General features: G+C 42.0%; 14 protein-coding genes and 1 riboswitch. Of the genes, 5 read left to right on the forward strand and 9 right to left on the reverse strand.

Annotated elements, in window-relative coordinates; all coding sequences use genetic code 11:
- Positions 1-82 precede the first annotated feature (82 nt).
- The 3 genes from IRB79_RS24440 to IRB79_RS24450 all read right to left on the reverse strand — a co-directional run bounded on the left by IRB79_RS24440 (position 83) and on the right by IRB79_RS24450 (position 2,784).
- On the reverse strand, positions 83-709 hold the full coding sequence (locus IRB79_RS24440; protein WP_243505737.1) for a helix-turn-helix transcriptional regulator: 627 nt from the start codon (positions 707-709) through the stop codon (positions 83-85).
- A 365-nt stretch (positions 710-1,074) separates the two neighbouring features.
- On the reverse strand, positions 1,075-1,515 hold the full coding sequence (locus tag IRB79_RS24445) for a DUF86 domain-containing protein (RefSeq protein ID WP_243505739.1): 441 nt from the start codon (positions 1,513-1,515) through the stop codon (positions 1,075-1,077).
- A 15-nt stretch (positions 1,516-1,530) separates the two neighbouring features.
- Positions 1,531-2,784 (reverse strand): EAL domain-containing protein, encoded by a 1,254-nt coding sequence (locus tag IRB79_RS24450; protein ID WP_243505742.1) that lies wholly within the window; start codon positions 2,782-2,784, stop codon positions 1,531-1,533.
- Between the two features lie 295 nt (positions 2,785-3,079).
- Between IRB79_RS24450 and IRB79_RS24455 the strand changes: the two genes are divergently transcribed.
- Together IRB79_RS24455 and IRB79_RS24460 are read left to right on the forward strand one after the other, a co-directional pair.
- The gene (locus tag IRB79_RS24455) at positions 3,080-3,346 is read left to right on the forward strand and encodes a DUF3055 domain-containing protein (RefSeq protein ID WP_206840312.1); all 267 of its coding nucleotides are present in this window, start codon (positions 3,080-3,082) and stop codon (positions 3,344-3,346) included.
- Positions 3,347-3,448: 102 nt separating this feature from the next.
- Entirely contained in the window at positions 3,449-3,736 is a 288-nt protein-coding gene (locus tag IRB79_RS24460) for a cytosolic protein (RefSeq protein ID WP_113883627.1), read from the forward strand.
- An 82-nt stretch (positions 3,737-3,818) separates the two neighbouring features.
- Here IRB79_RS24460 and IRB79_RS24465 read toward each other — a convergent pair whose 3' ends face one another.
- On the reverse strand, positions 3,819-4,094 hold the full coding sequence (locus IRB79_RS24465; RefSeq protein ID WP_206840310.1) for a YutD family protein: 276 nt from the start codon (positions 4,092-4,094) through the stop codon (positions 3,819-3,821).
- A gap of 166 nt (positions 4,095-4,260) precedes the next feature.
- On the opposite strand from IRB79_RS24465, the gene IRB79_RS24470 reads away from it, so the two are divergent.
- Positions 4,261-4,947 (forward strand): YhcN/YlaJ family sporulation lipoprotein, encoded by a 687-nt coding sequence (locus IRB79_RS24470; protein WP_243505743.1) that lies wholly within the window; start codon positions 4,261-4,263, stop codon positions 4,945-4,947.
- A 56-nt stretch (positions 4,948-5,003) separates the two neighbouring features.
- Here the strand turns inward: IRB79_RS24470 and lipA are convergent, their stop codons facing one another.
- Positions 5,004-5,921: a lipoyl synthase gene (lipA, locus tag IRB79_RS24475; RefSeq protein ID WP_009331718.1), complete on the reverse strand. Its 918-nt coding sequence runs from the start codon at positions 5,919-5,921 to the stop codon at positions 5,004-5,006.
- Positions 5,922-6,416: 495 nt separating this feature from the next.
- Between lipA and IRB79_RS24480 the strand changes: the two genes are divergently transcribed.
- On the forward strand, positions 6,417-7,409 hold the full coding sequence (locus IRB79_RS24480; protein ID WP_275721338.1) for a M23 family metallopeptidase: 993 nt from the start codon (positions 6,417-6,419) through the stop codon (positions 7,407-7,409).
- A 45-nt stretch (positions 7,410-7,454) separates the two neighbouring features.
- On the opposite strand, the gene IRB79_RS24485 is transcribed toward IRB79_RS24480, so the two are convergent.
- Together IRB79_RS24485 and IRB79_RS24490 are read right to left on the reverse strand one after the other, a co-directional pair.
- On the reverse strand, positions 7,455-7,562 hold the full coding sequence (locus tag IRB79_RS24485; protein ID WP_243505745.1) for a methionine/alanine import family NSS transporter small subunit: 108 nt from the start codon (positions 7,560-7,562) through the stop codon (positions 7,455-7,457).
- Positions 7,562-9,079, reverse strand: a complete 1,518-nt coding sequence (locus IRB79_RS24490; protein WP_243505746.1) for a sodium-dependent transporter — start codon at positions 9,077-9,079, stop codon at positions 7,562-7,564. Before IRB79_RS24490 ends, IRB79_RS24485 begins: the two co-directional genes overlap by 1 nt.
- A gap of 463 nt (positions 9,080-9,542) precedes the next feature.
- Here IRB79_RS24490 and IRB79_RS24495 point away from each other — a divergent pair, with 463 nt between their 5' ends.
- A complete protein-coding gene (locus tag IRB79_RS24495) occupies positions 9,543-10,424 on the forward strand; it encodes a YsnF/AvaK domain-containing protein (protein ID WP_243505747.1) in 882 nt (293 codons plus the stop codon).
- A gap of 93 nt (positions 10,425-10,517) precedes the next feature.
- Here the strand turns inward: IRB79_RS24495 and IRB79_RS24500 are convergent, their stop codons facing one another.
- Together IRB79_RS24500 and yunB are read right to left on the reverse strand one after the other, a co-directional pair.
- Entirely contained in the window at positions 10,518-12,095 is a 1,578-nt protein-coding gene (locus IRB79_RS24500; protein ID WP_243505749.1) for a Na+/H+ antiporter NhaC family protein, read from the reverse strand.
- Between the two features lie 171 nt (positions 12,096-12,266).
- Positions 12,267-12,473: riboswitch (Lysine riboswitch) on the reverse strand.
- Positions 12,474-12,538: 65 nt separating this feature from the next.
- Positions 12,539-13,285: a sporulation protein YunB gene (yunB, locus tag IRB79_RS24505; RefSeq protein ID WP_243505753.1), complete on the reverse strand. Its 747-nt coding sequence runs from the start codon at positions 13,283-13,285 to the stop codon at positions 12,539-12,541.
- Between the last annotated feature and the right edge of the window lie 53 nt (positions 13,286-13,338).

Consider the following 13,338-nt stretch of genomic DNA (forward strand, 5'->3'; position numbering starts at 1 on the left):
GAATTGTGCAATTTTTCATGATTGCAGGGATTTAATAATGTGGTAATTCCCGCAAAAAAACTCCTTGAACAGGAGCCCTCGCTTAATCTTGCTTTATTATATAATGACAGCATCCATCACCGGCTGCCATACAGGATTTGATATCAACATTATCAGCAGAAAGAAAATCTTTGATAAACTCTTTTTCAGACCTGCAGATTTGTTTAAATTCTTCTGCTGTTTCAATATATGGGCAATTAAACTCTTTGAGATGGACTTGGCCATCCTCTATTCGCACTTCCGGCATAAACCCTTCAAGCAGGAGGAGGTCCTCAAGAACTTGAAGCTTTTCTGAAAAAGATTTCCCGGCTGTCTGAATCTCATACTGCTGTACGAGACGGTTTTTTCTTCTGGAAAACAACTCTGTAATTAAATGGCCCTGCCCCATGTTTTTTAATTCTGTTAATAATTCAACACTTAGCTGCTTGTATTTTTTCGGAAACAGATCTTCTCCTTTTGCCGTTAGCTGATAAAGCTTTGAAGGGCGCCCTTTTGTTTGCCTCTGGATTGCAGACGTAATATAGCCATCTTTTTCGAGAGCCTGAATATGCTTTCTGACGGCCATTTCTGAAATTCCCAGCTCTTTGGCCATTTCCAGTATGGAAAGTTTTCCTGCTGTTTTGATTAACCTCAAGATCACTTCTTTTGTTGAGTTTTCTCCAACATGCATGACATTCACCGCCCTTCTCTTTATTCTAGCCTAATATGCTCCCTAGGAACAAAAGCGGAAGCGCCTTGATCAGATGAACTCCAACTAAAAACCGCCACGTCCTGTGGCGAACGTTTAAGCCAGCACATCCTGTGCAAGTCCGACAGGCATAAGACGAATCACGCAGGAAACCTCCCAAAGCAAGCTTTGGTCGGGCGATGAATCGCTGACGAAGCGTTCCTTGTCCTGATTTCTGGAGTGATTTGGCTTATGACCCGAGCGGCTAGGCGCTGGAGCTAGATGCAGACAACCTTTCCACAGAGTTATTCATACAGTTCCATTTTATAGTTTCCTATACAGAGAAAAAGATCGGATTTCTCCGATCTTTATTGAGGTTTAAAAGCAGAAACCGGTCCCAGTTCATTGATTAAATACTCCCTGACCCGGCCCGGAAACTCTTTAATCATGGGCATATGAATGCTTATAGCTGTTTTTAGCCCCTCATGATTGACGTCTGTGTAATTTTGGACGAGCATTTTACGATATGTAATGAATTGTTTAAAGCTTTCGCTCATTTCTTTGCTGATAACCTTTTCGTCATCAAGAATATCCACGATATCATCGTAGCTGCCTGGATCCCTCATGATAAAGCCGTCTATCATCGTATTTCCAGTATCAAGGATAGCTTCGATCATAATTTGGGCAATCCGTTCCAAGGCTGCCTTTTCAATAGGGGATGTCCACTCTTTCACTTCTTCAAAAAGGGAGATTTGCTGTTCCAGATAACTAAGTGTGTCTTCGATCTTTTCCCTGTCTACGAAATACATAATGCTTCCTTCCTCCTATGAAGATTTCAGGCTCTTGGTTAAAGTATCCGGCCGAGCGTAGAAATATCCCTGAGCTAAATCGACATTGTTTCTGGAGAGAACCGATGCCTCCCCTTCACTTTCAATTCCCTCGGCAACCACCAGTGAACCAGCTTCTTTCGCCACTAAAAGAAGACCCTTCAGCATGGATTCTTTTACCCTGTTCGTATCAATGCCTTTAATGACGGAACGGTCGATTTTTATAATATCCGGCATAATCTCACTTATGGAATTTAAACTGGCATAACCTGCACCGGTGTCATCCACAGCCACCCGAAATCCTAATGTTCTTAATACCTTTATATTGTATATAAAGTTTTCAATACCTTCAATGGGATCACGTTCAGTAATTTCAAGTGTGATCTGCTCAGGGGGAATATTTTTATAGCCGGTGAGCATTTTCTTTACATCCCTGACAAACCTTTCATTCCCTATTGTAATCGGGGTGAAGTTAATAAATATATCCTGGGTGCAGCCTGTCTTGGTTATCTGTTCAAGTGTTTTTTCAAGTACGATAAGCTCCAGATCATAAAGGCTGCCCGTCTGCCGCGCAATGGTAAAAAGCTGTAGAGGGCTTTCCAGGGAAGTGCCGCTCGGACCTCTTGTGAGCATTTCCCATGCCTTTACCTCGCCTGTAGCCACATTAATAATTGGCTGCGCCAGCATTCTGATATCCTTTTTAGCTACAATCTTATTTATTTTGTACATCATTTCATTAAACTCGGATCTGACCCTTTTTTCGGCCATTGCGAGTGCATGCTGATGGGCTTTGTAAACTGCTTCCTGAACAGACGAATAATACTTCTTTTCAACAAACATATATCCCGCATCAATAATCGGCTTTATATGTGGTGTATCATTATGTATGTATTTTTCAGCTTCCCTGACAATTTTTTTCAGTGTTTGATCAATTTCTGTCACACAATCCCTGCTATGGTCCACATTCAATATCAAGGCAAGGCCATCGCTATAATGATCATGCACGATAATAATTTGATTATCTTCAAGTTCCCGCTGAATGACAGCCAAAAATATTTTCTTGATGTATTTTATAAACTGTCTGAAAGAAAGCTCACCCAGCTGTTCGGACAGGTTTTGCCAATTTTTAAAATTAAAAACAGCTACGGCCACTTCAAAACCTTGTTTCAGCGCCAGATTTACTCCTTCTGCAACCGGGTCACGAATAATGAATTGGGGAGGGAAATACTTTATCTTATTTAAAGGAAGCATAAGTTTGCCCCAATTTCCAATCGGCTTAAATCTTTTTAAGAAATGGTGGACCATACCTTTCATTCCTCTCAGGTGCCAACTTTATTTTTAAATTGCCTATAAGCCTTTATTACTATGCTACCCTACCAGCTATTGTATCGCAATATTTTGAATTTAGTTTTTTTTCCTTCAATAGAAAAAAATATATATTCAGCCAATCAAGGGTGAAAAGAGAAAAAAGAATCATCCCCTTCGAACATAAACTTAACAAGGACATGCTATAATCGGTATATAAAACAACTAAGGAGTGTTATATTTGGCAGAACGCTTTTTCTTATATGATGATCTCGAAGATACAAAAACCAGATTTGTCAGCTTTATGGGAGAAAACCAGCGATTCGATTTGGCTATTGTTCGTTCCGATCGCTATTACGGCAAACAATTGGTCCTTGATATCCAGGGAAGCCGATTTGCCATTATTGGAGAAGATGATTTAAAGGAAGAAGGCTATCTTGAACATGTATTTCAGCTTTCTGAGGAAGATGCAGAGGAGCTTAAGTCATTTCTGATGGAAATCGTTTAATATACGATAATAAACAGATACTAAGGGGGAACCTATTTTGGTGGGTTCTCCTTTTTCTTCTTTAAAGACCCTGCTGCATATAACTTCCTAAGGAGTGATAGCATGGACGATAAAGAAAGACGCACATACACCGATTTCTCAAATGTGGAAACGCAAAGGAATTTCCTTATTCCCGAGGACTTGCCTGAAGGTGCCTATGGCTCTCCCAGAAATGCGGATGAGCCGGTAGAGAACAAAAGCACCCCATGGCGAGAGGGCCAGCGCTATTACAGTGCCTTCAATTATGAGTTTAAGTCCCTTCACCAAAACTTGCCGCGGCAAATGCCAGGGGCGCACCCGCCGCATGATGACCCTGATAAAAACGAAGAACCGCCATATACAGAGACTTAAAAAAAGCGCAAGCACATTCAAGGGGGCAGGCGCTGGAGCCAGACAGTTTTTCAAAAAAGGGCAGGGTTTCACCCAGCCCTTTTTAGCTTTTCACTTTTTTCACAACAAAATAGGCACATCCGAAATTACAGAATTCATAAAGATATTCTGTAAGTGTGCTGATTTTTGTATCAAATGAAGCCTTCTGGTTCTGATCATCGAAAAAACCGCGGAGACGAAGCTGTCCATATCCCCAGTCCCCAACAATATAGTCATATCTGGATAAAATTTCGCTATATCTCCCCCGAAATGCTTCCTCATTGAAACCATTCCGTTCTTCCTGAATTAATTCATAACAAACATTATTAATGCAAACCATTTTTTCACCTCTTCTTAAGAGCATATGTACCAGTATTATATTGGAAATAACAGGATATGAAAACAAACCAATGAATTGTCCTAATTAAATTATAACTGATTCCCCATCAATTACTAAGAGAAAAAAATTCAGCCGTGGCAATTCTATAGATGAGGAGGTGTCTATAGTGAAAAAATCACTAATTATTCTTGGCATTAGCGGCGTGGCTGCACTGACTGCCTGTCAAAACAATGCCGCAAAAGAAGATATTTATGAAGAAACCGGTAACACAATAAATGTAAATGACCAGCGTGCCGATTTGTATAATAGAGATATGGGCAACGGCCGAAATGGCCGAAACAATGTCAGCGAAGACTTTGGATATGTCCGCCATCAAAAAAGCCCAATCATGGGAGACAACGTTTCAGCGGACCATTATGCTGCTATTGACCGTGAACAGGTGGCAGATATTATTGGGAAATATTGCACTGAAGTGCCGAATGTGGATGATATCTCCACACTTGTTACAGACGAAGAAGTCCTGATCGTATATAACACTGACACCGAAAATCGCAATCAGACAGCTGATCAGGTTAAAAAGATGGCCATGTCTGTTGTTCCAAGATGGTATCATGTCTATGTAAGTGATGATACATCCTTAAGAAAAAATGTTGAAAACTATGCAACGGTTGATTCCGATGGCCGAAATGCTGAAAATGGCATCAACCAATTAATTAAACAAATGCTTAAATCTCCTCAAGGAGAAAGAATGAGTGAAAGTGAAAATGAAAACGGTGAAATGCAAGGCGAAAGAAACGATGATATGGATAAAGATGATCTCGGGGAAAACGTCAAGAAAGCAGGGAACCGTTAATCATTCAGCAGTATGAAAAAAGAGTCCAGCGATGGCGCTGAACTCTTTTTTTCATCTTATGCTTCCTGAATTTCCTTTTCTCCCATAAGCTGCTTTTGCTTAGATGCGGCATTTACCTGCTCATCAGCATGATAGGAAGAGCGGACAAGCGGGCCTGCTTCACAATGGCTGAATCCTTTGCTCATTGCAATGTCCTTCAGCTCCTGGAATTCTTCAGGTGAATAGTATTTCAAAACCTTAAGATGTTTCTTGGATGGCTGCAGATACTGCCCTATTGTCATAATATCAACATCATGAGCACGCAGATCATCCATTACCGCAATTATTTCCTCTTTTGTTTCGCCAAGCCCGATCATCAAGCTGGATTTTGTAGGAATATCTGGCTGCATCTCTTTTGCACGCTTTAAAAATTCAAGAGAGCGCTTATATTTTGCACGCGCTCTTACTCTTGGAGTCAGGCGCTCAACTGTTTCGATGTTGTGGTTAAGAATATCAGGTCGGGCATCCATAAGCATTTTCAGGTTATCATACACACCGCCCATGTCTGAAGGCAATACTTCAATCGTAGTGAACGGGCTTTTTCTTCTGATGGCACGGACCGTTTCTGCGAAAACAGCAGCACCGCCGTCCTTTAAGTCATCTCTTGCTACAGCTGTTACCACTGCATGCTTTAAGTTCATTAGCGCTACGGAATCTGCCACGCGTTCCGGCTCCTGAAGATCCAATTCAGTTGGCAGGCCCGTTTTGACTGCACAAAAACGGCAGGCACGCGTACAAACATCCCCAAGAATCATGAACGTAGCAGTTCTTCTTACTGCCCAGCACTCATGAATGTTGGGGCACTTAGCCTCTTCACAAACAGTATGCAGATTCTTTTCCCTCATCATTTTTTTAAGACCAGTATAATTTTCATTCGTGTTTAACTTTATTTTCAGCCATTCCGGCTTGCGCAAGTACTCCTCTTTTTTGCTCATTTTCCCACTCCTTAAACTGAAGCTAGACGTAAAGAAAGGCGCAAGCGCCTTGCCCACCCCCGACAAGCACAAGACGAGCCTCACGGAAAGGCGTTCTTTGCCTTTTTGGGAGGATTGCCTGAAATGTGGAGGCGACTGCCCAGGGACGAAAGGCATAAGACGGTCCCTGTAAGAAGGCATTTTTCCTTCTGAAAGGAAACGGCTTATGACCCCGAGTCCCTAGGAGCCGCAACTAGACAAGCTTGTGACCTCGAGGGGGTAGGCGCTGGAGCTAGACAGTTATCCGACTTCAGAATTAATACATTCTTGCCTATTAAAAAAGCCAGTCATAAGCAAATTCCGACTAAGCTGATTAGGCTTCACCTGATGCCACTTTATCATAATGAATTGAAGAGGACAAGCCGAAGATTCTGGTATTACCATTAATTGATATTTATTAAATTATCCATTCCTCACAAACTAAATAAGCAGACCATAAAAGAAGGGAGGATTTCCGTGCGGATATTATTTACCGCAGCTGCGGCCTTATCGTTTTTTCTGATTTCCTTATGCACAGTCAGCGCCCAAGAAAATCAAGCTGATGTATATAAACAAAGAATGACCTTATATAAAAAAGTTGAAGCTGTTACGAACATCCCCTGGTATTACCTTGCGGGGATTGATCAGTATGAACGGAATGTCCGGCAGTCCAGAAGGGATATTCCCAAAGCAGAAGGCATTACAGGCATCTATTTCAAACCTGAAGAGTGGGCGGGGATTTTGAATCCAGATCCATCCGATGAGAGTCCTACATCAATTCAATTTTTCAACGGAATAGGAATGGACGGAGACGGGGACGGAAAAGCCAGCTTGAAAAGTGATGAAGATGTTCTTCATTCCTTTGCCAATTTCCTTCTCTCCTATGGTACAGACCATGATAATTTAAAAATTGGATTGTGGAACTATTATAAGCGGGATAAAGCTGTCGGCATCATTATCGGCAAAGCCCAGGTTTATAAGCAGTTCGGCCGCCTTGATCTTGATGATCACGCCTTCCCTGTCCCTTTGAGGAGCAATTACAGCTACAGAAACACCTGGGGTGACGCAAGAGGATGGGGCGGAAGAAGGATTCACGAGGGAACCGATATTTTCGCTGATTACGGGGTGCCCGTCCGGGCTACATCCTATGGAATAGTGGAAATGAAAGGCTGGAACAAATATGGAGGATGGAGAATCGGCATCCGTGATATTAATAACAACTACCATTATTTTGCCCACTTAAGCGGGTTTGCAAAGGACCTCAGGGTTGGTCAAATCGTTGAACCTGGCATGTTGATAGGAGGAGTAGGAAGCTCCGGATATGGGCCTCCGGGTACATCAGGCAAATTCCCTCCACATCTCCATTATGGCATATACAAAGACAATGGCTATACTGAGTGGTCCTATGATCCTTATCCCCATTTAAGACTATGGGAAAGACAGGATCGCATAAAAGCCAGAAGAAAATAAACAAAAATGAAGGACTGCCTTTTTAACCAGGCAGTCCTTCATTATTTATTTAGCTTTTTTAGCTTTAGACACGGCATTCAGGATACTTGCTGCAAGACCGCCCCAAATAATGAGCATCCCAACCACCATCATTGTAATTGCACTTCCAGACATTATTGAGATACCTCCTTATCAGCTGGTATTGTAAGCTTAGTTTGTGTATCGTTCTTTTTAATAGCCATAAACACAAAGCCTAAGATAATGGCTCCAATTGCTACTCCCCATCCGGAATAGAGAAGGAAGCTAGTAGGATACCCTTCATAATTTTCTCTAATATTCGTAATAATGTTTTGAACCATCATATACCCAAGCACGATCGGCGTAATAGCTGTCAAGCATATTTTCCACCAGGCACCCAGCATAATATCAGACACAGAATCGGCATGATTCTGAAGATTCTTGAGCTCCTTTAGCACCCAGCCTACAATAACAACCTGTACTAGTCCTGCTAAGGCAACACCAAATTGGTTGATGAAGTAGTCCGCTGCATCAAGGAAGTATAATCCGCCCTGTGTCGCAAAGAGGATGGAAATAACAGCAGATAAACCGCCGCCAACAAGAACAGCTTTATTACGTGATACATTAAACTTATCCTGTACTCCGGCAACAAATGTTTCAACAATTGAAATTAGCGATGTTAAGCCCGCCAGTGTTAAACAGATAAAGAAGAAAGAACCGAATAACCCATTTAAAGCAGGGAATTCGTTAATGATTTGCGGGAATACCACGAATGCTAATCCTACACCGGATGATACAACTTCATTAATTCCTACACCCTGCTGTGCAGCCATGAATCCTAATGCGGCAAAAACCCCGATCCCTGCAAGAAGTTCAAATCCAGAGTTTGCAAAACCTGTAATGAAAGCACTATTTGTCAAATCCGTTTTCTTTGGAAGGTAGCTTGAATAAGTTACCATGATGGCAAATCCAATTGATAAACTAAAGAAGATCTGGCCATATGCAGCTACCCAGACTTTAGGATCTGCTATCATCTCCCAGTTTGGCTTAAAGAATGCATCCAAACCTGCAATAGCCCCATCGAGTGTCAATGCGCGAACAACAATAATTAAGAATAAAACTACAAGGACAGGAATAAAGATTTTGTTCGCGATTTCGATACCTTTTTTAATTCCCTTGAACAGGATTCCAAGTGTTACTGCCCAAACGATAACTAACGGAATAAATACCCCCGGCACAATCCCGCCTACTTCTCCAGGTGTTTCGGCAAGCTTTAAATATTCTCCAAAGAGGAAGCCGTTTGGATCGTCACCCCATTTGAGATTAAATGAGAAGCCTGCGAAAGACATTGCCCATGCGATAATAACTGCATAATATGTTGAAATCACAAATGAGATGGCTACCTGCCACCAGCCTAACCATTCGTACTTTTTACTTAATCTAGCATAAGACAATGGTGCTGAACCGCGATACTTATGGCCAATTGTAAATTCCATAATCAGAAGCGGTATACCTGCTGTCAGCAGAGCAAACAAATATGGAAAAAAGAATGCTCCCCCTCCATTTTCATAAGCAACTGCCGGGAAACGCCAAATGTTTCCTAGACCAATTGCAGAACCCACAGCTGCCATTATAAAACCAGCTCTGGATCCCCACTGCGGACGATTATCCATAGTAATTCCTACCCCCTGTAAATTATCCCAATTAAAAAGAACAATTGGAACTTTTTATATTTTCAGATAATTAAATCTAACTAAGCCTAGTATAGCTAGTTTTTGATATTCTGTCAAAACATTATTTTGGGAATAATAATATTTTTCTAAATAATTCTTTTTAGCACACTGCCAGAGTAAAGCAACTAAGAAAATTAATATATCCCTATTTTAATTTCCATTTGAATTCCACTCGACCAAGAGTTATTTCAACAAAGCTGATCAAGTATTCTTTGTCCTCACCCCCCTTAGTAAAATTTATTCCCTAAAGCCAAAAACTTTCATTATTTATTCAGAAAATTCTAAATTAAATTGATGAGATGCCAAAATTACCCTTGTTTCGGCATCCTGGTCCAGGGAATATAACCAGTGTGCTTAACCATTACCAAATTTAGCATAAAGCACTACAGAGGAGGTTTTACAAATGGATGCCAATATTATCGGAGTTTATAATTCACAAAGGGAAGTAGTAAATGCCATTCAAGAACTGCAAAATGACGGATATCCTGTTCAAGATCTATCCATCATTGCGCAGACAGAACACCTGGATACGTCTCTTGAAGATAAAACCGGTGTTCATACAGAGACCTTCGAGACTAAAGATAGAGACAGCAGTGAGAGCGCAGGATTCTTAAATAGTCTGGCATCATGGTTTGATGATGATCGCATGAGCAGCGACTCTGCAGGTGAAAAATTCAGGGAACTGGGCATGTCAGATGATGAAGCACGCACGTATGAAACTTATGTGAACGAGGGAAAAATCATTTTATACAGCGATAGAATTGATACTGCAACAGGCTTTACCAATGCCGGAACTGTTGAAGCCAGAGTGGACAGCACTTACACTGGGGGATATAGCCAGCAGAGAAATCCAGCTGAAGAAGAGGAACAATCATTAAAACTTCGGGAAGAACAGCTGGATGTGTCAAAAGAACGCGTTCAAGCCGGAGAAGTTGAAATCCATAAAGACGTTGTGGAAGAACAAAAAGCAATTAATGTACCAGTTGAGCATGAAGAAGTGTATGTAGAAAGAAGAAAAGTGGATGATCCAACTGGCGTAAACACCTCACCTATATCAGATGAGGAAACAATCAGGATCCCAATTACAGAAGAGCGTGTGGAAGTCTCCAAAAAGCCTGTTGTCACCGAAGAGATTGTCGTAGGCAAACGGGAAGTTCAGGAAACGCAGCAGGTTAAAGAAAACCTCAAGAAAGAAGAAGTGCATCTTGAAGGCGGCTGTGAATACGTTACTGACGATGAAGACTTAAATCGTTCTCTTAATAGAAGAAATAATGACAACCTATAATTAAAAGGGTCCCTTCAGGGGGACCTCTTTAATAATGATGGATGAACACCAAAAAAGGCCTTCTCAAAGAGAAAGCCTTTTTTCTATAGTTTTTTAACTAGCCCTATTTTCCTGCCATGCTTCTTTTTTGCCACGGCCAAGGAAAGCAAATGCCGCTACAAGAACAGCCACCGTAAGTAATGCGATTGCAGTGCTGCCAGTAAAACCGATGATTAAATAACCAACAGCAGCGATTCCCGCTGAAATCAAGGCATATGGAAGCTGAGTCATCACATGGTCCATATGATTACATCCTGCCCCGGTTGAGGAAAGAATCGTTGTATCGGAAATCGGCGAACAATGATCTCCGAAAACCGCACCGGCAAGGACAGCTGACATAGCCGGCAATAACAGGGTGATATCTGTTGCAGCAGCAATGTCTCCTGCAATCGGAAGCAGGATGCCGAAAGATCCCCATGAAGTTCCAGTACTGAATGCCATAATTCCCGCTATGACGAAAAGTAAAAGCGGAAGCCAAGATGTGCTCATATTTGAGCTTTCCACAAGACCTGCTAAATACTTTCCAGTTTCCAGACGGCCGATCAAATCAACAATCGCCCAGGCAAACAGCAAGATATAAACAGCTGGAAGCATGGATTTAATGCCTTCCCATACCCCTTTGCCAAAAACATTTGGGTTAACACCTTTCAAAGCAAAGGCCTGTCGGAAGAATAATCCCAATGATACCAATAGACCCACTAGTCCTCCAAGGATAAGTGATTTTGAGACATCTGTGTTTTCAAATATTTGTAAAATAGTCGCACTTCCTTCAACCGCCTGTGAACCCGTCCAAAACATCGAGCCCACGGTACCTATGACAAGTGCTATAATCGGCCACACAAGATCTCCGACCGATCCTTTTGAACTTGTAGGAAGGTCATCCTTCAGTTCACCAGGCGCCGGCTTCTCAGGATCCATTACTAGACCCTCTTCAACTGCCCGCTTCTCATGGACCTTCATTGGCCCAATTTCCAGGCCTCTTAATGCAACAATAAACACAATAGCGAGGGTAGCCCATACATAAAGATTCATTGGAATCATTTGAATAAATGCCGAGAAAGCTGAATACTCGGTAACATTATGGGCAGCAAGGATAGTTCCAATCAGCGCAATAATGTATGCTCCCCAGCTTGATACTGGTGAAACCACACAAACAGGTGCTGAAGTCGAATCAATCAAATATGCAAGTTTCGCACGGGATACACGCTGGCGGTCTGTAATCGGACGTGAAATCTGGCCGACAGCCAGAGCATTGAAATAGTCGTCAATGAATATGATAATACCTAAAACAGCTCCGACAATCTGTGCGCCTGCACGGGTCTTGACCCGCTTCATCGCCCATTCTCCAAATGCACGGCTACCGCCTGAAATAGATATAAATGCAGTAATAACTCCTAATACAAGCAAGAATAGAATAATATATACATTCCAGGTGTTCAGCTCTCCGTCTGAAACAAAAATTCCTTTTACAGCATCCCAAATGATGCTGAATGTTTCTGTGATGCTGAATTCAGCCAGCAATAGTGCGGCTGTTACGATCCCCACTCCCAATGACAGCAATACACGCCTAGTCAGGATAACCATGGCGATTGCTACCAAAGGCGGCAGCAGGGAAAAAATCGTGTTTGCCATTACTTGTCCTCCTCTGAAATTTGATTGGTGTCCAGCTACAGGCGCCGATAAGCGGGCGCCTGTAGCTTTTCGTAGGGGAACAACAAGGATGATGACAGAGTCAAAATAAAAAAAGAGTAACGATAGAGAAAAATCTATCATTACTCTTTTGAAGTAATTAGTTTCTCCATCACGATCTGTAGCTCCCCATTATGAAGGCTTTGACAAAGTATATTCATACTTTCCCCTCATAATGACAGTGTTACTCCTATTCGAAGTAACCCCAGCAAGATTAGTTCTGACTCACTAATCATACTTCGGCAACATTCCCTTTCGGCTGCGGTCTTAGTTGTCATCCTCGCACAGCATACTCTTGAATCTTGCGCCTCTACCCCATCGGATATGATAAGGTTTTTATGAAATTATATTGAAATTTTATCAAAATACTAATCTATTTGCAAGTGTTATTGGCCGGCCGGTATTTCTATGGAAGGCGAGGTGCCCCCTCCGCCATTGTAAAATTGCGGGACCTTTCCCGGGTAGATGCCATAAGCGGCAAGTACATCCTCCTGTACAGTGATAATTTTGGTGGCAAAAGGAATAATGATTTGAACCTGCACATCCAGACGGACCAGTACCTTTACTTCAACATTATTAATGCCGTGATCCTTTGTTTCAGTTATAAAATTGGAGGTAACAGAGCCCACTGCATTAAATTTCACCGGTATCCGGGGACCCAGGTTTCCGAGAAGCGCATTATTGGTTGCCTGGCCAAGCGGCACGTAATAAACAATTCCATTTGTATGCTGCATTTGTTCCGTGTTGATTTCCACGTCTGTAAAGGACTCCAACGCATCTAAATCGCCCTTCTCCGCTTTCTTAATATTATCCTGAACCAGTTCGGTTACTTCCGCTTTGACCCTGTTCAGCTTTTCCACATTGATGCTGACAACACCGCTTTCACTTGCTTCAAACATATCTTCCAAATCCATCACATTGGTAATTTTTTTATTAATCGCATTGTTTATCACCAATGATGCGATTTTCCTTGTCTGTGAATCGGCATAGCTCATAAGTGTAGGCTTAAGCCCTTCGTTGATAATCCATAGGCCGGCAGCAGTTGAAATGACGAAAAATATAAAGGTCAATAGAAATACATAACGAAATGGCAGAGGACCTTTCCGGGGCAGCCGGCCGCGAAATTTTGCCAAAACAAATCCCCCCTTTACAAGCTATATGTATGCTGTAAAGGAGGGAACTAGGC

Origin of the sequence: Cytobacillus oceanisediminis, assembly GCF_022811925.1 — a bacterium.
Classification (GTDB): Bacteria; Bacillota; Bacilli; order Bacillales; family Cytobacillaceae; genus Cytobacillus; species Cytobacillus oceanisediminis_D.

Bases quoted from the DNA above. Each gene is read 5' to 3' on its own strand.
- IRB79_RS24440 (WP_243505737.1), bottom strand. From the start codon at position 709: ATGCATGTTGGAGAAAACTCAACAAAAGAAGTGATCTTGAGGTTAATC.
- IRB79_RS24445 (WP_243505739.1), bottom strand. From the start codon at position 1,515: ATGTATTTCGTAGACAGGGAAAAGATCGAAGACACACTTAGTTATCTG.
- IRB79_RS24450 (WP_243505742.1), bottom strand. From the start codon at position 2,784: ATGCTTCCTTTAAATAAGATAAAGTATTTCCCTCCCCAATTCATTATT.
- IRB79_RS24460 (WP_113883627.1), top strand. From the start codon at position 3,449: ATGGACGATAAAGAAAGACGCACATACACCGATTTCTCAAATGTGGAA.
- IRB79_RS24465 (WP_206840310.1), bottom strand. From the start codon at position 4,094: ATGGTTTGCATTAATAATGTTTGTTATGAATTAATTCAGGAAGAACGG.
- lipA (WP_009331718.1), bottom strand. From the start codon at position 5,921: ATGAGCAAAAAAGAGGAGTACTTGCGCAAGCCGGAATGGCTGAAAATA.
- IRB79_RS24485 (WP_243505745.1), bottom strand. From the start codon at position 7,562: ATGTCTGGAAGTGCAATTACAATGATGGTGGTTGGGATGCTCATTATT.
- IRB79_RS24490 (WP_243505746.1), bottom strand. From the start codon at position 9,079: ATGGATAATCGTCCGCAGTGGGGATCCAGAGCTGGTTTTATAATGGCA.
- IRB79_RS24495 (WP_243505747.1), top strand. From the start codon at position 9,543: ATGGATGCCAATATTATCGGAGTTTATAATTCACAAAGGGAAGTAGTA.
- IRB79_RS24500 (WP_243505749.1), bottom strand. From the start codon at position 12,095: ATGGCAAACACGATTTTTTCCCTGCTGCCGCCTTTGGTAGCAATCGCC.